Origin of the sequence: Brasilonema sennae CENA114, from assembly GCF_006968745.1 — a bacterium.
Classification (GTDB): Bacteria; Cyanobacteriota; Cyanobacteriia; order Cyanobacteriales; family Nostocaceae; genus Brasilonema; species Brasilonema sennae.
In genome coordinates, this window is the sequence record NZ_CP030118.1 from 4473477 (window position 1) to 4493372 (window position 19896).

Genomic DNA, 19896 nt, shown 5'->3' on the forward strand with positions numbered 1-19896 from the left:
GGGTGTAACATATCCAAACTGCGGATACCGAAAATCACTGCATTTTTGAGATTACACCTCAGAAGTATATAAGCTGAGTTAAGAATTTAGGAAAAATTCCCAAAAATTCCAGCAAAATCAGTAAAAGCCTTATTATGCAAGCTTTGAGTTCTTATTCATGTCAAAAGACTCTGATAAAGGTCACAAAAACTTGATATTTTAGCAAAGCAGTCCCAATTGTTTATTTATGGGAATGTATTCTGTAGAGTACAAGGGCGCAGCCCGTTCTGCGTTCTGACAACTGAGCTTGTCCTAAGTAGCAAATAATCTAGACAAACATAGTCATTCATTTACAAATATCTCCCGTATTTTTAATCAATTCATCAATGAGACCTCTTAGCTGTTCTTGCCAGTCAGGAATGGCTTTTAACTTTTCTTTAACGCCTTCGCGCACTTTAAGACAGACAGGAGACTTGTCAAACGGCTCTTCATTGAAAGGAAGCGCACCAAGTTTGTTTTTTCTTTTAAAAGTCATTGAAAAACTATTGTATGTTGGTATACTAACAAATTTAGCACAAACATTGAGGTTGCTCAATGCTTTTATCCATCAAGACTAAGTTGAAGCTAACAGCAGTTATTCTTAATCCTGACTCCTGAGTTCCTTCTGGTAAAATTTTTGGCATCTACTGATTTGTCCTCTCTCCCGTGATGAGCTTTAGCCCTGATTTTACACAGCAGTCGCCTGACGCCACATTCTACCCTGCCCGGAGGCGTTCCGCCGAAAACGTGCCTTGGGAACCCCTGCAAGGCGATGCTCTCCGCACAGAAGTGGCTCCGGAGGAAGACTCTCCCGCAGAGTTGACTCACCCTGACACTTCCTTCCCTAGCCTTATTTCTCCCACTGTAAGTGCTGACATACTTCGTACACAAACTCCCATAAAATTGGGAATTTTGGCTTCTGGAAGTGGCAGTAATTTTGAGGCTGTTGCTCAAGCAATCAAAGACGGGCAGTTGTCCGCCCAAATTCAAGTTTTAATCTACAATAATCCGGACGCCTATGCCGCAGTACGGGCAGCAAAGTGGGGTGTCCCTGCTGTGCTTCTCAATCACCGCGACTACAAAAGCCGTGAAGATTTGGATAGACAAATTGTCCAAACTTTGCGGGAGTATGATGTGGAATTGGTAGTTATGGCAGGTTGGATGCGACTGGTAACCTCAGTTTTAATTGATGCGTATCCTGACAAGATTATTAATATTCATCCCAGTTTGTTACCTAGTTTTAAAGGTTCACGTGCAATAGAACAAGCCCTTGCCGAGGGGGTGAAAATTGCTGGTTGTACTGTGCATCTTGTTTGTTTAGAAATGGATAGCGGTTCTATTTTGATGCAAGCAGCGGTACCTGTCTTGCCTGATGATACACCAGAAACACTCCACGCGAGGATTCAAGTTCAGGAACATCGGATTTTGCCAGCGGCGATCGCCCTTGTTGCCTCAGGAGATTTCTAGAACAAGCCTGCCTCCTCTTCCTCACCCAACAGCGGAACTGCACAGAGTGCGCTTGGAGGCAAGTGCATTTTTGTGATTCGCCCTTGCTCCACAATCGCAAATTGGAAAGTTGTCTATTTTTGCCACACGATCAGTTTAAAAGACAAAATTCCTTGAATTATGTCTTCAAGCAATCTTTCTCTACAATCTTGCGATGTCGGCTAAATAATCATCAAACCAAAATGAACTTTTTTTATCCTGAAAAACTAGAAGACAAAATTCCTTTATTTAAGACAAGTTGACTAATTGAAACCCATTGAATTTATCTTTCATCTCGCTAACAATAGATGCAAGGGTGAAGCAAGAGCTTAATCCTACTAACTACAAATTCAGGAAAAATTTATGTCTAAAATCACAGTTTCCGACCTGGCATTCGACTCCAAATCCTTTATCAATGAAGTAGCTGAAACAGAGTCTTCCTCTGTTAACGGTGGTAGTGAGGCGCTAACTTTTGCGACCAACTTCGGTCCCTACACACTAAAAATATTTGAAATTTTGCAAAATTCATTCTTGAAGGGTACAGGAATTTTCGCGATTGCTGAACTAGCGAAATAATGTAAAGAACTAGTTCATTAGTATTATTTATAGAGATAGGTTTTACCTATCTCTATAACATTCATTATTCCCAAAAAGTATTATCACTAATTAATTTTGATAAATCAAAAAATCACAATGGCTAAAATTACAATTTTTGATCTCAATCCGACTACTTGCCAAATTTTATCAGAATCTGAAACTTTTTTAAACGAACTATCTGAAGCTGAATCTGCATCTGTCATGGGTGGTAATCCTTTTAGTATATTCGCAAACACGTTATTAAAAGCATTTGCAGCTTATCTAATTTACCTCATAGTGACAGATAGTAAGTTGAAAAGATGATAAGAAAATATCAATAACTCAGAACTGATACACCATATACTAGAAACTCGGTTTCGCAGAAGTTACCGAGTTTTTCTGTTCATAATTCATTGAGAATTGGTGTGAATGAAATCATTAACCAAACACAATTAGCATCTGGTTAATAAAGAATACAAAATTCCAATTGTCTTAAGCTAGCTTCAGTAATTCCTGGACTGTTGGAGAATAGGAATCTGATTCAAAATGTGGAATAACTTCTATTTGCGCGATTTGTTCCTTTAACCAAGTGGAAAAAAAATCGCTCATAATCTTCAAGCGTAACTGCTGATCTAATTCCGGACGGATGATTTCCTCAACCCTCAGGAGATGGACTCCTTGTGTGGTGACAATGGGTTTGAGTAACTCAGGAGGATTGGCGACAAAGACCGCAGCGGCAATATCCGGTTTAAAATCTTTACGAGGTCTTATTCCACGATATCCGCCAGTACGGCGAAGTTCTGGATTTTGGATGTGTTGACGAGTCATATCTTGGAAACTCATTTCACCTTCAGTGAGTGCATAAAAAAGTTCCCAAGCTAAGTCTTCATCATCTAATATAACTTCGTAGGTGACTGCTGCTAAATAATCCAGTTGGTGTTCATAAAAGAATGATTCCACTTTATCTGCAAATAAATGATTCGCTAACTTGGCAGATAGCAGGTTAATTTCGGCTAATTGTTCAAACTCTTCTAAGGAAAGATGATGTTTTTGTAGCCACGTCCAAGTATCTTCCGCTTTCAGTAGATTATTCGCTGTCCGCAGGCTATTGGCTGACTGTTGGAGTTCTTGTACTTCTACTTTAATACCTGCAGATCTTGCTGCATCAAAAATAATTTGGCGTGTGGCGATCGCATCTAATAAACCAGGAATCTGGCAAGAAAGTTTCAGTTGTTCTAGCATTTCTTTACCAGACACGTTCAACACTTTTAACATTATCTAATTCCTCTAATTATTAACATTATTCCTTCGGAACCTCACCCTGCCCTGTCGGGCATCCCTCTCCTACCCTGCGGGAAGCCGCAAAGCGTCTATAGCAAGGAGAGGGAAAGATAAAAGCGAGGGTGAGGTTTTGAGCGTGTGTACACCGTAGCCTTATCATTGGTAACTGATAACTGTTAACTGGTTAACTGTTGGCTAAAGCTCTAAACCACCTTTTTGCAGCTTTTTAAACGGATCTAAAATGAAATCAATTACGCGCCGCTGACGAACAATCACTTCTACTGTTGCTGTTTGACCAGGGGTTAAGGGAATATGTTTGTTACCAGATTGGATATCAGGCTGATTCAAGGATATTTCCAACTCAAAAGTTTCTATTTTGCCTTGGGGAGTTTCCTGAATTTTGGAGTCTGGTGAAATCCGAATCACACGCCCTGGAACAACTCCATAATCTTGGAAGGGATAGGCGTCAAATTTGATTTTGACTGGCATTCCTAATTTCAAGAAACCACTTTGTTGACTAGGCATATTGGCTTTAAGTACAAAGGGAGTTTGTTTAGGGGCAATTTGGGCAATGATCTGACCGGGTTGTACGACGACACCAGGCTTTTTGATGGGTAAATCAAAAATGACACCATCAACGGGCGATCGCATAACTCGTTGTTCTAATTGCAGCTTTAAGGAAGCGATTTGGTTTCTGGTTTGAGCAATTTCTGATTTCAGAGTAACAATTTGTGTTTGCAAGTCTTTCAATTGTTCCTGATTTTTAAAAACAGCTAATTTCCCAGCTTGAATAACACTTTGATAACTGCTTTGACTCTCTTGTAGCCTCAGTTTTGCTAGCTGAATATCTGTCTGGGCTTGGCGCATCGTTGCCTGATAGCGGTTTTGTTCTTCTTGGAAGCGTAGCTGGGCTTGTTTGATATCCGATTGCGTTTTTTGGTTGAGTCGTTTGCTTTCTTGTTCTTCTTTTCTGAGTTGGTCAATTTGATTTGCGGAAACCGCACCATCCTTCACGAGTTTGCTAAAGCGTTGGACTTGTTTTGAATCTATACTCAAACGAGTTTGGGCTGACTTTTGGTCATTCTGAGTGCTGTTAATCTGCTGCTTAGCCTGATCTACTAAAGCCAGTTTTTCCAATTTTTGTAAGTTATAGGTACTCTGTTTTGCATCCAGATTTTGCTTTGCCTGATTAACTTGGGCAATTTTTTCTGATTCTTGGGATTGGTTTTGTTGTTCTTGGACGCGAATTGCCAGTAGCAATTGGTTTTTGATGAGTTCCAGTTGTGCTTGCCGATTTATGAGTCCTTCTAGCTTTGCCTGCACCTGTTTGAAGTCGGTTTGCAGTACATCTGACTGTAGTTCTACCAGTAACTGTCCAGCTCGAACTTGCTGTCCTTCTTTCACCCTGACAGCAGTGATACTGGCGGTGACTTGAGAATCTAATCTTTGTGTTGCGCCTAGTGGTTCGATACGTCCTCTAGCAGTTCCTGTCTCATCGACTTGAGATAGCATTGCCCAGGGTAAGGCGATCGCACTAAAACCTATCAGCAAATACAACAAAGAGCGTGTCCAAAGGCGAGGTAAAGCATCTAGTAGTTCTTCAGTACCGTAAAACCAGTCTTTGGCAACTGCTACATTATTATTTTCCTTTACTACATTAGGTGAAGTGCTCAGTTGCTCATCATCGGTTGAAGTGAATGCCGATGATGAATTATTAGATGGATTAGCCATAGCTTAATTTCAGTTATCAGTTATTAATTAGCAGTTATCAGTTATTAATTAGCAGTTACCACTATTTATGATTGATGACTGGTAACTGTTCACTGATAACTGATTTAGCCTACTTGAGCGAGTTGTTGTTGATTGAGGTAGTAGTAATGACCTTTTTTGGCGATTAATTCCTTGTGAGTACCGCTTTCCACCAACACACCTTGATCTAACACCAGAATCAAGTCAGCATTGCGAATCGTAGAAAGTCGATGGGCAATAATCAAGCTGGTACGTCCTTGGAGAATTGTTTTCAAATTGTTTTGAATAATCCGTTCTGATTCCGCATCGAGGTGACTGGTTGCCTCATCGAAAATTAACAACCGGGGATTACCTAGTAAAGCGCGAGCAATTGCTAGACGTTGGCGTTGTCCACCAGAAAGCATTCCGCCGCCTTCACCGATTTGGGTTTCGTAACCCATTGGTAATTGCTGAATAAATTCGGAAGCACCTGCAAGATTCGCTGCTTCTGTAATCTCTTCTAAAGTGGCTTCTGGGTGAGCGATGCTAATGTTTTCCCGAATCGTACCACCAAACAAAAAGGTTTCTTGATCGACAACACCAATTTGTTGTCGTAGCGATCGCATCTGAAGAGTCGTCACATCATGTCCATCAATCAATACTTTGCCATTTGTCGGGGTATATAAACCCAAAATCAGCTTGGAAAGAGTTGTTTTCCCAGAACCGCTACGCCCTACAACCGCTACAGTTTGCTCAGGCTGAATTTCAAAACTGAGGTTTTCCAGTACGTTAATATCACTTTCTGAGTGATAGCGGAAAGTCACATCGCGAAAGCGAATGTAACCTCGCAGTCTTGGCAAAGATTGGCGTGGTTGATGTTGTAAGTCTTCTTCTGGTTCCGCTTCTAGAACATCATTAATCCGTTCGGTGGAAACCATCACCTCTTGTAATTGATTCCACAGTACTGTTAGGCGTTGGAAAGGATGAATGATGTTACCCAACAACATATTGAAGGCTACAAGTTGCCCAATTGTCAGTTGGTTGTGAATTACCAGCCATGCTCCAAACCATAATAATGCTGTATTTGCCACTGATTCGATGGTAGAACTGAGAACTTGCAGTTGGTTAGCAATGACTTGTCCGCCAAACATTTTTTTGATCAAATTATTTAGCAGTTCTTCCCAATGCCAGCGCACCGTTTGTTCAATTGCCATTGAACGAATCGAGCGAATTCCTGTGAGGGCTTGAATTAAATAACTGTTCTCGTTAGCTAAGGCATTAAAAACTTCACGGTTGATGCGGCGAAAAAAAGGTGTAGCAACCAGCGCCAGAATAAAAAATGGCGGCACAATCAACAGCACTAACAATGCCATCTGCCAGCTATACCAAAACATCAAACCCACATAGATAAACACCGTCAGTAAATCAAGAATGATTGAGAGTGCTTCGCCAGTCAGGAAACGCTGAATTTTTTGGTTTTCTTGAACGCGAGAAACAATATCGCCGACGTAACGCGACTCAAAGAAGGCTAGGGGAAGGCGGAAGGTATGTTTTATAAAACCTACCATCAGGGCTGTTCCAATCCGGTTCGCTGTATGATCTAGCAGGTATTGTCGCAGTCCGTTCATGGCGACGCGGAACAAACCAAAAATCAGCAACCCTAACCCAATGGCAGTTAAGGTGAGGGTACTTCCCTGGACAATCACTCTGTCTAACAGTAACTGGGTGAACAGAGGCGTGACTAGTCCAAACACCTGGATAAATACCGAAGTGATGAAGACTTCCAGCAAGACTTGCCAATGTGGTTTGACTAACTCCCACAATTGCCAGAATGGTGTACTCGCTTCTTGGCTTTCTTTGAGTTCTGCTGTCGGTTGCACTAATAAGGCATAACCAGTCCACCCTGCTTTAAACTCAGCATAAGTGAGAGTGCGTTGACCGATAGCAGGATCGCCGACAATTACCTGTTTAGGAGTGATTTCGTAGACAACGATGTAATGCTTCCCTTCCCAGTGGGCGATCGCTGGTAAGGGTTGTTGTGCCAATTTGTCCAGGCTGGCTTTGACTGGACGAGTCGCAAAACCGATGCTTTCTGCTGCTACTGCTAAACCTTGTAGAGATGCCCCAGTGCGCCTGACGTTAGCTAAATCCCGCAATATATTGATGCTAAAGCGCTTACCCCAATAGCGACTCATCATCACAAGGCACGCTGCACCACAGTCTGAGGCACTTTGTTGTTCAAAAAAGGGATAGCGTTTCGTCAGGTGTGCCCATAGATGTCCTGCTTTTACCTGAGGGCTAGGGAAGTAGACACGTCGCTGTCGCTTTTGTTTTGGGGGGGCGGCTTGCGAGGGAAATGGAATGACTTTCCTGCTATTGGTACGTCTTTGTGGAAATGAGGTGTGAGGCGCTTCGTTTTCCTCAGTTGTGATTTGTTTAGAGTCAGAAGCAATCAACTCTGTTAATTGGGGCAAGTGTTGCACTGCTGCAAGCCAATCAGAATTGGACAGACTGTACAGAATTGTTGGTTGAGTCGCCTGCCAACTACCCTGTTGTGGAACAGTATAGATTTTGCCTGGAGTCAAACAACTACCGTCAGAATGCTGTAGTTTGCCTCGGTGTAGTAGCCATAACTTAGTATCTGGAGCTACGTCAATTTCTTGAAATTTATTGAATGAAAGCCTTTCAAACAAGGATAAGGCTTGAAATATATTATTGACAGATGTATTGGGGTGTTGATTTTGATACAACAACTGCAAATCCCAAAGTTCTGCGTTTCTCAACAGGCGATCGCGGATTTTGGGGTATTTCTCCATCAAAATCTGCAATGCATCTGCGCTGATATAACAGAGTTTTAAGTTATATGAAGCTCTAGCCGCGTAAGGAATAAAGCCTTCTTCTGGAAACAGAGTCACCTCACCAAATGATGATCCTGCTGCAAGAGTGGAGATTAAGTTAAGAGAACTATCCAGCAGTCTCACTTTACCCGCAAGAACTATATAAACACCCGGCTTAGAGTCTGTTGATTGCCAAAACAACTTTGCTACGGGTGGTTCGACAACTTCCACTTCTTTTAGACAATTCATCACTTCCTTTGGTGAAAGCTTCTCTCCTAAGAAAGTCATGAGTTGTTGACTCAGTTGTTCTTGGGAAAACCCTGATGACATAATTTTTCTTCCATCCCAAGAGTTAGTTATTAATTTGCATGATGATTGAATAACCAATGGAAATTAGGCTCATTGTGAGATTGCAAGTCACAGATTTTAATGCTGCCAGTTTCCTTGGTATCTTTAGTTGCTTGCTTTTTAGAGGAGCGTTTTTGTGTAGAAAGCCCCATTTGTTTTAGCAGGCGATTGATATGGCGATCGCTGATTTCAATTCCAAATTCAGTTGCTAAATGTTTGTTTAACCATTGAGATGTCCAAGAACTAAATGCATAGCCATATTTACGCGGACTATGACTAAACAATTCTTTTAACCTTTGGATATATTGATCGTTGACAATCTTCGGTCTACCTATCGGTCGTTCTTGCCATTTCTCCGCCAAACCTAGCTGTGCGACGGTGATCCAATACCGCGCCATCTCCTGAGAACAACCTAAAATCTTACAGATTTGGGTTTGCGATTTACCCACATCTGCCAGCAACATAATTTCTATCCTCCGACGGTATTCTGGTTGCAAATTAGCTTGCAAATTCTTCAACAAAACCTGACGCTGAGAAGGTGTTAAAAACTTCCTTTCATAAAAGTCAGAAATCTCAAAAATCATTACATTACCTGAATGTTTTAACAGAATTCTGGAGCAGTGATTGTCAAATTTAAGCAGGTGGAAAAATGCTTCCACATCTGTTCTGAAATCTCTTACGCTCAGTTATTACAGACGTAGAATCAATTTGTCTGAAAAGTACATCAGACAGGTAGCTGTTATTTATCTAATTAACTATAGTGGTTAGCAAAAAGATGATTACGTTCCTTGAAAAGAACATCCCAAATCAGGTTTAACTACCCCTGTTATGAAAACTAAAAATGACATTTGCCAGGGGAAAAAGTAGCTATCGTAGGGGAGCCAGTGCGTTGGAGAGCCAGCGCTGCAGGAGGGGAGCCAGTGCGTTGCGGAGCCAGTCCTGCAGGAGGGTTTCCCTCCGTAGGGATCTGGCGTTGGGGTTCCCAAGGCACGTTTTCGGGGGAAGCTTCCCCCGAAAAGCTGCCGCCCCGTTGTAGCACCTGGCGTTCTCCCGACCTAGGCGACTGGCGAACCCGAAGGGCGTTGGGCATTGCTCCTAAAAGCTTATATGACGGACGTTTGAGATGTTGGTGAGCAGTCCGTTGCGGGGGTTCCCCCCGTTGTTCGCATGATTGCGTCTCCCTTTGGGAGAAGGAACTGCGTTCGCGTAGCGTCTCCGCAGGAGATACCCGGAGGGTGAGCAATGCCCACCGGATTCTGAAAACTCCTGTAACCCAAGAACTGCACAGGCTATTTTCCTGTCTGTGCACAGATAGAATCATGTTTTACTATTCATCCTATATCGATAAATAATACAAAACTCATCTGCATAAGTTTTGATTATTTTCATGAATTCTACCCAACTGTTTAATAACTTATCCTCCAGAAATGTAGGGTGATGAAGTGGCGTTGCAAAAAGTTTGAAAACAGCTTCAAGGGTGTAAAAATAGCAACAGTTAAACTTAACTGCAATACTTGCTAGTTGAAGATGCCAACCACTAACTCTTTTTTCATCAAAAGATTTTGAGAAATTAAGAAGTTATCACAGAAGACAAGTTCTAACTAAATCTGTATATGAACGTACTGTTTTGTTTTATTCTATAATCAAAGGTTTTGTCAAGAGTGATTTCGTAAAAAATCAAATTTTTCACTAAAGTTTATATTTTTTTAAGTCATTCTTGGAATGATAGTCTTATGCACATTTTAGCATATAAGCATCTATCTAAAGGTTGAAAATAATATATTCTTGGCAAAAATCAGATTTTGGTCTATTTGCAACCCTAGTCGAGCGCTGGCTCCGCTTTGCATCTCTCAACAATATTTTCTTCTCCATTCTTGAAAGAAGAGGCACCAAACCTACATGGCAGGGTAATTTTTTTCTGGTGTTGCTCCCTGTGCTGCCTGCCCCCTGCCTCTTCGAGAGGGTTTCCACACATCCCGCGAGGCTTTATGAATCTAAACAAGCCACATCTTCCTGTACCGATGAGTTGAGAAGTGTCCACAGTTGCAAATCAGTGAAGTCTGGAACTGTCATAAATGCCCCAAACGACTGAAGAACTATTGACTCCTGAGTCGTTGTCACGCCTATGGTGCGAATACCAGCACCCACAGCAGAACGAATTCCAGAGGGAGAATCTTCTAGTGCTATTGCTTGTTCTGCTGTGATACCTAAGTTGTTTAGAGCAACTTGGTAGGGTGCAGGATTTGGTTTAGCAGCTATTTCGTTCTCTGCTATGACAACTGTATGAAAGACTTCTTTTATTTCCAAGACTTCTAGCACGAATTGGACATTTAATCTAGGAGCGTTGGTAACCAAAGCACGTTTTAGTTGATGCGTATCTGTCCATGCTATGAGTTCTAAAAATCCGCTTAGAGGTTTGAGAATAGTCTTGGCTTTTTCGCGGAAAAGAGCCTCTTTTTCGTCTGCAAACTTTGCACCTTCTTCTGGTGATAATTGTGGCAGGAAGTCTTCTAGAATTTGTGGATTGGTTCGCCCGCTAATGTGGAATTTATAAAATGTCTCATCAATGTCCATGTCGTAGGCTATCAGCATTTCCCGCCAAACTTGGTAGTGTATGGGGTCAGTGTTGGCGATCGTTCCATCTAGATCAAAGAGAATTGCAGCTAGCATGGTATTTAAGGTGTAAACTATTGTAAAGTTCCTTTACAGAGTTTACATTGTTTTGCCCTACTTTGTGATTCTGTCTGCATTCTTAAAAATAGGAACTTATAATTGAGCATTCACATGACAACCTATGGTAGCTGATACGAGTTAGGGCAGATCGGTAACTCTGTCCCTACTCATTTCCTTTGAGTTTGTCTGAAAATATTCTGTATACTCCGATGTCAACCCCCAAAAATTCTTTTTGCATCGATGTTCTACAGGTGCAAATTTTTAACTCTGAAGTTGAACTGGCGCAGGATGTAGCGGGAATTGTACAAAAACATTTACAGCGCACCCTTGAGCAAAAGGATACTGCGGCTATATTGCTAGCGACGGGCAACTCCCAAATGAAATTTCTGGATGCTTTTATAGCATTAGGTGGTGTAGATTGGTCACGGATTACCTGCTTTCATCTTGATGAATATTTGGGGATTTCTGCAGATAATTCGGCTAGTTTCCGGCGCTATCTACGGGAACGGGTTGAAATGCGGGTTACTCCTAAAGAGTTCCACTATATAGAAGGTGATGCTATGCAACCTTTGGCAGAGTGCCATCGCTACACCAAACTCCTGCAAGCACAACCCATTGATTTATGCTGTCTTGGTGTTGGTGAAAATGGACACTTGGCTTTTAATGATCCAGCGGTAGCAGATTTTAACGACCCCTATATATTGAAACTTGTGAAACTAGATACTATGAACCGTCAGCAACAAGTCAATACAGGGTATTTTTCCAGTTTGGAAAGTGTACCGCAATACGCTTTTACTGTTACTCTCCCAATGATTTGTTCGGCAAAAAAAATCATTTGTCTTGCACCAGGAAAACGTAAGGCAAAGATTGTAAAACAGATGTTGGAGGGGGAGATTACCACAGATTGTCCGGCTTCTGTTCTCCGTAAGCAGCAGCAGGCGACGTTATTTTTGGATGTAGATTCAGCGGGTTTAATTTAGAGTAGTTCTACGCTACAACAATCGATAGTAAATTGCTGTTGTATGTAGTGAACCATCTGCACTTTTGGCATAATTCGGAATTTCGCCTACTTTAGTATATCCAATCTTTGTATACAGCTTCTCGGACAGGTCGCCTAGCGAGTATCCAGGACTAACGTCGTTCGCCCGATGATTCGTGCTTTAGATTCCACAGGTTCCATCAAGGAATGACCGATACCTCGGCGACGGTAAGCTTTATGCACTATCAGTTTTGTCACTTCAGTTCGATATAATCCATTCGCTTGCGTGCATAAATCCAGTTGAACAGTTCCTACAACAGTTAGTCCGTATCGTGCAACCAGAAGTAGGCGAGATTTGTTTTTGAGTGCATCAAAAACTTCTAACCAGTACTGTGTGCATGGGAATTCAAAGGCGGTAGAAAACCAACAGATGCGCTACTGTTAACAGCATTTTGTAGCAGACTTACTAATTGCACTTTGGACAAAAAAGTGGTTCGCGTAAATTATTAGCGAACTAAAAATTTAGGTATTATAAATTACTCCATTTTTTTTTCAAGTGAGTCAAATGCCTAAAATGTAATAAAATTTATGCAATTTTTTGTTTATTAGGTGTTGATTTTGACTGCTTATTGACAACAGAATGCTTAGTTCGTTGTGTTTGAGCCTGACCTTGAACTCGACCGATGGAATTTCCTCGGGTTTTCGGAGAACGGGCAGGGGCAGACGTGGGGCTTCTACCGGAACTAGCTGCATAAGTTGACTTCACCGACAACTATTGAAAATATGGAAGTTTTAAAACTCAGGCAATGTAACTGCTCTGAGCGGCAAAGCCTTCTAACAAGGAAAAAAAGGAATAAACCTAAAGGAGCAAGTAATGCAAAATATCCCTTTTCAATTTAGTCACGGCGGATTTATCAAGCAGGAGGCTGTGGAAAGATCTTTGGAGACAACTAGCTTAGAGGCAATTGATGTAGAGACAGATTTCGATTACCTCTTCCCAGATCTCGCCAGAAACCCAAACAGTCTACTTCCGGCAGACAACACCACAGATGTTATTAACAAACTCAAAAAGCTGGGCGAGCTAATAATTGACCAAAACGGTCCTGAGCCTGAGGAAGCCAACTCAAATATACCTCCGGTTTATACCTACTGGGGACAGTTTATCGACCATGATATTACTGCCAACACAGATCGCACTGTCACAGACCTCAAAACTGACATTACCAAAGACGATTTCAAACCCCTCTCACCCGACTTCGTAAGGGATAAACTCAAGAATTTACGTCGCCCCACGTTCGATCTTGACAGTGTTTATGGCGATGGACCAACCCTAGACCCTCAAACCCCCACAGAAGCAAGGGACTTTTATCAGGAAGAAGACCCAGTGAAACTGAAAGTTGGGCAAAACGCTCAACAGGATGTTAACGGGAACCCTCCGCCTGGAGTCGAAATTCCACCAGTAGAAGATTTACTACGCGACTTGCCACGCAATAACCCGCTCAATAAGAGACTAGCTGTAATTGGCGACAGTCGCAACGACGAGAATCTGATTGTGGCGCAGTTTCATACTGCTTTCTTGCGTTTCCACAACGCAGTAGTGGACTGGGTACGGGCAAATGAACCCGATAACGCCAAAGACAATAAAACTCTGTTTGTTCGGGCGCAAACTTTGGTTCGTTGGCATTACCAGTGGCTTGTTGTCAATGATTTCCTCAAAACAGTGACTGCAAACGGGACAGTAGACAGCATCCTCAGTGACGGGCTTAAATTCTACCAACCCCGGAATGGAGATCTTTTCATGCCTCTGGAATTCTCCGTTGCGGCTTATCGTTTTGGGCACAGCATGGTTCGCGGTGCTTATGACTTCAACCGCAATTTTGGACTCGAAGCCAATGTAATACCAACAGCACCGTTCAATTTGCTCTTTGGTTTTACAGGAAGAGGCAATATAGGCGGTAGTGTAGGTCAAGGACCGTTCGACACTCTCCCCTTTAACTGGATTATTGAATGGGACCGCTTTGTTGACAAACAGAAGGCTGCCCAAAGGAAAACGCTTTCTGCGCGAAAGATCGACACGCATCTTGCGTTTCCTTTGTCAGATCTGATTAATGAAGGCGAAGGAGAACAGTCTGATGCTATTAAACAGCTTCTCAAGCACCTCGCTAAACGGAACCTACTGCGCGGATATTTCCTCAGTATTCCGACTGGGCAGAGCTTAGCCGATAAACTAGGCGTCAAAAAATTGACAGCGGACGAGCTTAAACGGGGCAATTCAGCAGATATCAATCAAGCCCTCGAACCTTTCCTAGAAAAAACTCCAGCGTGGTACTACATCCTCAAGGAATCCGAAGTTCGTGCGAACGGGGATTCTCTGGGTGAAGTGGGCAGCCGCATTGTTGCTGAAACCATTATTGGTCTGATTAAGAACGATCCATCCTCCTATCTCAACGAGGGTGAGTACAATCGTGTTTGGGATCCTTCTAAAGGTGTCAAGTTGCCAAATGGTGGCGAAATTCGCGTGATTGGTGACTTTCTGAAGTTTGCGGGAGTATTGCTTTAATCGGTTATGTTGCAAAAATAGGGAGGGGTGTTAAGTGATTACTGATTACTGATAACTGTTTTAATGGCGTTGCTGAATTTGGTCATGAATTGCGTTTGTCAAGAGATTTTTAATTTTTCCCAACCCCTGTAGAACGACGGGATGCAATGTTAAGACAAAATCGTGATTTTCTCAATTCATATCAACATTTCAGCAACGGCGTTTTAATTAATATCCACTCAGCATTCCTCGCCGCTTAGCTGGCGACTAACTAACCAAGGATGGGTCGGTCACATTCCCTAAAGTACGCTGCCCCATTCTAACGCGGTATTGAGCAGAGATCTGACCAAAAACCTGCACTTCGGGTTTAAAATCCGAACGGAAACACCCGAACGCTTAACTCTTAACTCTGAAGAAGGAATAAAGGTGTACGAAGCTAAGCAACAATCTGCGGAGGAGTATTATAGTTAACTATTACACATAACCTTGTACCTCCTGGTTATAGAGCGTCAAACTCTCAAAATTCTTTTGCAAATTCAACGAAGCAGGTTTGAGTGCCAAAGTGCCCAAATTCAGCTCATCCTGAAACCGCTTAATTTTGTTCCTGCAAGTAACAACATCACCAATAATTGAATTTTCCAGCAATTGGTCTTCATCAAAAGTGCTTTTTTGACCATCATTTTGCTCGAGATGTTGACTGCTATTGCCATGCTTTTGTGCTTTAGCATTCAACCCCTTCATTCTTTGACTAAAAGTACGGATGAAAGGTAAAGCCTCACTCACCGCTTCATCATATGTACGAGCAACAAAAAAGAATCGTGACACCATGAACTTATCAGAACCACTGGAATTGATAGCACGGTATTTAGTCACATTACTCTTAAGTCTATCCAGAGTAAATGGTGCTCCACCCATCAAACCAAAAGAATTTAAAGCAGCAAACCCAATTGCTTCTTCATCACTCGTTGCTACATACACTGGAATTTGTTTTTGCAAAGGTTTTGGGTAAATTGAGACGCTATCGCACTGATAATACTTGCCAAGAAACGACACATCAGTGTGATACAGTAGCTTATGAATCAGCATTATTGCTTCTAGCGTTTTAGCACGGGATTCACTCATTGGAGTGTTAAAGTGCTTATTTTGTTCAGGAAATGGGCCACCCTTAGCAATACCTATAGCAAGTCGCCCATTGCAAAGATTATCCAGTGTGGTAATATCTTCTGCAACAAGAATTGGGTCATGAAATGCCAACAGCACAGCAGCTGAACCTAAGCGAATAGTTTTAGTCACGCCTGCTAAGTGTGCAATCAACACCAAAATTGACGGGCTAACACTGAAATCACTAAAATGATGCTCTGTCAGCCAAGCTTCTTCAAAACCCAAACTTTCTGCGTGTTTGACTAGCGCCACTTGTTCCAAAATAGCGCGACGCGCATCAGAGTGATAATTCTCATAATTGCAGAAAAGTCCTGTTTTCATGGCACACTTCCTTTTTATTGTGTGACAATCCACTGCAATTCTAACCACAACTGGGGATTCTCTTGCTTGAGCTTTGACTGAGGATCATGCAGCAAGCATGTCGCATTTAGACAAACAACCTTACTTAATCCCAGAAAAAAAGCGACTTCTCTAAAGACATGGATTTCGGCTTTGACAGCAGCAATCGTGTTTTTAGAACAATAAATTGCAATGTAAGGCAGGAAGTGAAGACTCTGTTGTCCCCAGAAAGATTGAATGACTTTTAGATGACACTGGTTTAGTAATGCACCAAATTGTGGAAACGAGTGACTGACGATTCTTCTAAATTCTTGGACTATCTCTTGTTCGTTCCAACTTGTGTTCGTATTCATATCATCCTTGAACGACTTTTCGGGTTTTGTGTTGTACAAAAAGGGTAACGAAGCAATTTTTTGCTGAGACTCGCTCCGTTTTTCTCAAATACTATGAAATGCTTGACTAATTCTAGGAAACGCCGCTTATCAAAAATGCCTTGAATTAATACTTCTAGTTCTGTTTCTCCTTGATGTGGAAAGTCTTCGCCATCAATTGAACACCAAGGTAAGAACTCTTTCCAGCCAGAGGTTAAAGTACCAACTCGTGCCTGATTTCTACAGGCAATGATAAGGAGGGCATTGTGGAAAAACAGAGTTGGAATTTGTTGTTTGTAGGACTGAAGTTGCTGATATGCTCCTTGGAGAGTAGCTTTTTTGTCCTGAAAGTCAGTATAAGCAATGACTGCTAAAGGTAATCCGTTGATGAAGACAATGGTATTGAGATAGTGAATATCACACTCCTCAACAATATTAAACCCATGAATCACTAACCAGTCATTAGAGAGCAAATTAGACAAGTCAATAAACCACACCTTGTCATGAACTATTTGATCACCGTTGTGGTAAACAACATCAACTCCTTCGGTTAGGAGTTTGTGAAAACGACGGTTATTTTCCAGTAAGTCAGAACTGTAGGTACTAATCAGCCCAGATATGACTGTTTCAATGACCTCACATGGAACTTTGGGGTTAATCTGCTTCAAAGCGTTGCTAAGGCGAGTCCACAAAACTACCTGATCATTGCCACTAAGCTGAGCCTTGTATCTACCTATGTTAATATCTGATTCCAGAAGAACAGTGTAACCGATAACCTCAAACAGGGTCAGTAAATCTGGCGCTGTTCTTGAAGGTTTGATATCAAAGCGTCGGCGAAGCCTTGTTGTCAGACGGCTCGCTTTTATAGTTGCTATTGTTGATAGTGCGGAATTCATGCTTACCAACAGACGTAGTTTTGAGTGACCGCAGAGTTTTCGCCTAACCCACCAAATTAATTGAAGATTTACAAAATTGGTTGGTATACCCTGAACAGGAGATACCGCCCCCTAGTAACATCAAAGCCTAGATGGATTAGCAAAACTGTATCAATTGCTGCTGTTTTCCAACATTGTTGGTAACAGAATGTAACAGTTTTAAGTAAGTCATTTACAAGAAAATCACTCTGCACTTGCCATGAAAATCTCTTATACCAATTTGAAAAAAGAATGCGACAGATACACACTCCCAAGCCCCTGTTACGTCTGGCTTTCTTCATTTTGAATGAGCGAATTTTGAATTGGTATTACCCTCACACCTTTACACCCACTGATCGGGTTCTCGCCATGACTTTTAACAAATCTTAAATGTAGCTAACTTGATTTTTACCAACCTTATTGGTACATTATCAAAACGTACAAAAACCGAAATATATATATCAGAGTTTATTCGTAGAGATTAATGGATGCGACAAAAGCTGAGATTTAGTAAATAGCCAGGAAACGATAACACTGTTTTGAAATTCTACCAATAAAAAATATGAGAAAATGTTTGCTTGCCGTCTCTCTCGTAAGCTGTGTTTCCTACATCATGCCGACTTCTGAGGCGATCGCAGCTTCATTGACAAATCAAAATCAGTCTGAACCGTCCACCGTCACCTTATACGCAGCTGGTAGTTTGAGAGGTGCGTTGTCAGAAGTAGCTGATGACTTCACCAAAGAGTACGGAAATCCTGTGAAAACAGAATTTGGTCCGTCTGGAACACTGCGGGGACGTCTGGAAAACGGGGAACAGGCTGATGTCTTTGCCAGTGCTGACATTGGAAATCCTCTCAAACTGTATCAAGAAGGTTTGAGTGGTCCTGTGGTAAACTTCACTAGCAATCGCATGACCCTTGTTGTAAAACCAGGATTATCGGTCACATCAGATAATCTTTTAGAGGTATTGCTAGACCCAAACATTAAACTAGGTACTTCAACCCCCATATCTGATCCTTCCGGAGATTATGCACAGGAGATATTTCGTAAAGCCGATACTTTGAGACCAGGTAGTTTTCAAACGCTAGATGCAAAAGCTTTGCGGTTGGTTGGTGGACCAAGTTCTCCACCAGTTCCCGATGGAAAAAATAATTTAGTGTACTTTTTGGAGGAGACTAAGCAGGCAGATGTCTTTTTGGCTTATTACACGAGTGCACTATCAGCCTTGAAAATTGCACCTGACCTGCAAGTGGTGGAATTACCAGACAATCTCGCAGTCAAAGCCGATTATGGACTGACTGTACTCAAAGATGCCAATCCTGACGGGAAGAAGCTTGCTGAATATATCCTTTCTCCTTTTGGACAAAAGATTCTGACGAAATATGGATTTAGTTCAGAATCCTTGGTTTCCGTTCCTGAATCCCAGAATTGGGGCGGTATGGTTCTTGGTGTTGGTATCGCCTTAGTTCTGAAGAAAACATCAGCATCTTCTAAAAAACGAAAACTCAAAAAAGTTGCTACTTGCCACGACTAGAGTCATTAGACTTCTTATCATCCGCCTTAGCATCTTCCAAAAAGCGAACACTCAGGAAAGTGGCTATTTACTGTCACTATAAGCGAATTTTTAACAATTACAGAGGTATGTTTTATGCGTTTTACTCGTCGGATCGCAATTGTGTCTTTAACACTGTCCATATTGGGATTTTGGCAAGCGACTTTCGCTTCGCCAGGTAACCATTCTCTTTTAAAATCAGAGAAAACACCAGCACCGTGGGAAGAAAATGCGTGCCCAGGCGGTGTTTCTCAGACATTGCGCTTGGGTGGTGAAGTCAACAATCCGACAACCTTCGACTTGCAAAAGCTTATAAATTTGCAAGAAAATTTAAAAAACCAAAACCCAGCAGTCGTGACCGAAGTTACTGTGTCTTTCCAAACAGGATCAGGTCCGAGAACAGAAACATACTACGGAGTCCCTTTGTGGGAGTTAATTAATAATGAGATTTCTTCAGGGGGACTTAAAGCTGGTAATTCCGGTCAAAATCCTAAAAACGCTTTCCTGCGACAGTACGTTCTTGCTGAAGCCACTGACTGCTATGAGGCGATCGTAAGTATTGGTGAAATTCAACCCAACTTTGAAGGCAAACAAGTGCTAGTTGCATTTGCAAAAAAAGCAAGCGATGGTAGCATCCAATATTTGACAGATACAGATGAGGGATTTGCTCGTCTAGTGGTTCCTGGTGATAAAGCAGGAGGACGTTATGTCAGCAACGTTAGAAACATCCTAGTACTTTCTGGTCCTGCTTCCCCTTTAAAACCCAAATATTTCCGGCAGCCTTAATCCACTTTAATTTCTCTGAATAAAAGCAGACTTTATCTAAATCAAAAGAACCCCAGAATGTAGTGGTTCTATTTAATATGATGTCCGCTAAATAACCCATAAGAAAAATCTCTCTATTTCTTGGCGTCTGGTACGTTTTTGTGTGAGATTATATTCAGGGTATTTAAGCGGACATCATATCAGTAGTCAAGCCAGACTTCGGTAGAAAAAAAGTCGTCTAATCAACAGAAACCATCACATCTGATGCTTTGATGATGGCGTAAGCTTCTTTTCCTTCGTGAAGTGTCAACTAGTCTGAGACTATTGTTA

Annotated in this window: 18 protein-coding genes; 7 read left to right on the top strand and 11 right to left on the bottom strand. The window is 41.8% G+C overall.

Going from position 1 to position 19896, the window contains the following annotated elements; genetic code table 11:
- Window positions 1–325: 325 nt before the first annotated feature.
- A complete protein-coding gene (locus DP114_RS18790; RefSeq protein WP_246162581.1) occupies window positions 326–574 on the bottom strand; it encodes a hypothetical protein in 249 nt (82 codons plus the stop codon).
- A 263-nt stretch (window positions 575–837) separates the two neighbouring features.
- Between DP114_RS18790 and purN the strand changes: the two genes are divergently transcribed.
- From purN to DP114_RS18805, 3 genes are all read left to right on the top strand, one after another.
- A complete protein-coding gene (gene purN / locus DP114_RS18795) occupies window positions 838–1485 on the top strand; it encodes a phosphoribosylglycinamide formyltransferase (protein ID WP_246163371.1) in 648 nt (215 codons plus the stop codon).
- A gap of 381 nt (window positions 1486–1866) precedes the next feature.
- The gene (locus DP114_RS18800; protein ID WP_169264006.1) at window positions 1867–2079 is read left to right on the top strand and encodes a hypothetical protein; all 213 of its coding nucleotides are present in this window, start codon (window positions 1867–1869) and stop codon (window positions 2077–2079) included.
- Window positions 2080–2196: 117 nt separating this feature from the next.
- On the top strand, window positions 2197–2403 hold the full coding sequence (locus DP114_RS18805) for a hypothetical protein (RefSeq protein WP_169264007.1): 207 nt from the start codon (window positions 2197–2199) through the stop codon (window positions 2401–2403).
- 168 nt (window positions 2404–2571) lie between these two features.
- Here DP114_RS18805 and DP114_RS18810 read toward each other — a convergent pair whose 3' ends face one another.
- The 6 genes from DP114_RS18810 to DP114_RS18835 form a co-directional block, all read right to left on the bottom strand.
- On the bottom strand, window positions 2572–3354 hold the full coding sequence (locus DP114_RS18810; protein ID WP_171976827.1) for a peptidylprolyl isomerase: 783 nt from the start codon (window positions 3352–3354) through the stop codon (window positions 2572–2574).
- A 201-nt stretch (window positions 3355–3555) separates the two neighbouring features.
- Entirely contained in the window at window positions 3556–5091 is a 1536-nt protein-coding gene (locus DP114_RS18815; RefSeq protein WP_171976828.1) for a putative HlyD family type I secretion protein, read from the bottom strand.
- A gap of 104 nt (window positions 5092–5195) precedes the next feature.
- Window positions 5196–8255: a peptidase domain-containing ABC transporter gene (locus DP114_RS18820; protein WP_171976829.1), complete on the bottom strand. Its 3060-nt coding sequence runs from the start codon at window positions 8253–8255 to the stop codon at window positions 5196–5198.
- 29 nt (window positions 8256–8284) lie between these two features.
- Window positions 8285–8857: a helix-turn-helix domain-containing protein gene (locus DP114_RS18825; RefSeq protein WP_171976830.1), complete on the bottom strand. Its 573-nt coding sequence runs from the start codon at window positions 8855–8857 to the stop codon at window positions 8285–8287.
- Window positions 8858–9108: 251 nt separating this feature from the next.
- Window positions 9109–9594: a hypothetical protein gene (locus DP114_RS18830; RefSeq protein ID WP_171976831.1), complete on the bottom strand. Its 486-nt coding sequence runs from the start codon at window positions 9592–9594 to the stop codon at window positions 9109–9111.
- A 665-nt stretch (window positions 9595–10259) separates the two neighbouring features.
- Complete coding sequence (locus DP114_RS18835) at window positions 10260–10943, bottom strand: HAD family hydrolase (protein ID WP_171976832.1); 684 nt, start codon at window positions 10941–10943, stop codon at window positions 10260–10262.
- 212 nt (window positions 10944–11155) lie between these two features.
- Between DP114_RS18835 and DP114_RS18840 the strand changes: the two genes are divergently transcribed.
- On the top strand, window positions 11156–11926 hold the full coding sequence (locus DP114_RS18840; protein ID WP_171976833.1) for a glucosamine-6-phosphate deaminase: 771 nt from the start codon (window positions 11156–11158) through the stop codon (window positions 11924–11926).
- A 134-nt stretch (window positions 11927–12060) separates the two neighbouring features.
- On the opposite strand, the gene DP114_RS34440 is transcribed toward DP114_RS18840, so the two are convergent.
- Window positions 12061–12357: a GNAT family N-acetyltransferase gene (locus DP114_RS34440; RefSeq protein ID WP_216670027.1), complete on the bottom strand. Its 297-nt coding sequence runs from the start codon at window positions 12355–12357 to the stop codon at window positions 12061–12063.
- Window positions 12358–12799: 442 nt separating this feature from the next.
- Here DP114_RS34440 and DP114_RS18850 point away from each other — a divergent pair, with 442 nt between their 5' ends.
- Window positions 12800–14485: a peroxidase family protein gene (locus DP114_RS18850; protein WP_171976834.1), complete on the top strand. Its 1686-nt coding sequence runs from the start codon at window positions 12800–12802 to the stop codon at window positions 14483–14485.
- 453 nt (window positions 14486–14938) lie between these two features.
- Here DP114_RS18850 and DP114_RS18855 read toward each other — a convergent pair whose 3' ends face one another.
- The 3 genes from DP114_RS18855 to DP114_RS18865 are packed head-to-tail and all read right to left on the bottom strand — an operon-like array spanning window position 14939 to window position 17231.
- Window positions 14939–15946: an LLM class flavin-dependent oxidoreductase gene (locus DP114_RS18855; RefSeq protein ID WP_171976835.1), complete on the bottom strand. Its 1008-nt coding sequence runs from the start codon at window positions 15944–15946 to the stop codon at window positions 14939–14941.
- Between the two features lie 14 nt (window positions 15947–15960).
- Complete coding sequence (locus tag DP114_RS18860) at window positions 15961–16317, bottom strand: hypothetical protein (RefSeq protein WP_171976836.1); 357 nt, start codon at window positions 16315–16317, stop codon at window positions 15961–15963.
- Window positions 16314–17231 (bottom strand): type I restriction endonuclease, encoded by a 918-nt coding sequence (locus DP114_RS18865; RefSeq protein WP_171976837.1) that lies wholly within the window; start codon window positions 17229–17231, stop codon window positions 16314–16316. Before DP114_RS18865 ends, DP114_RS18860 begins: the two co-directional genes overlap by 4 nt.
- A 580-nt stretch (window positions 17232–17811) precedes the next feature.
- On the opposite strand from DP114_RS18865, the gene DP114_RS18870 reads away from it, so the two are divergent.
- Together DP114_RS18870 and DP114_RS18875 are read left to right on the top strand one after the other, a co-directional pair.
- A complete protein-coding gene (locus DP114_RS18870; protein WP_171976838.1) occupies window positions 17812–18783 on the top strand; it encodes a molybdate ABC transporter substrate-binding protein in 972 nt (323 codons plus the stop codon).
- Between the two features lie 114 nt (window positions 18784–18897).
- Window positions 18898–19587 carry a hypothetical protein gene (locus DP114_RS18875; RefSeq protein ID WP_169265328.1) on the top strand — a complete coding sequence of 230 codons (690 nt, stop codon included), beginning with the start codon at window positions 18898–18900 and terminating at the stop codon, window positions 19585–19587.
- Window positions 19588–19896 lie beyond the last annotated feature (309 nt).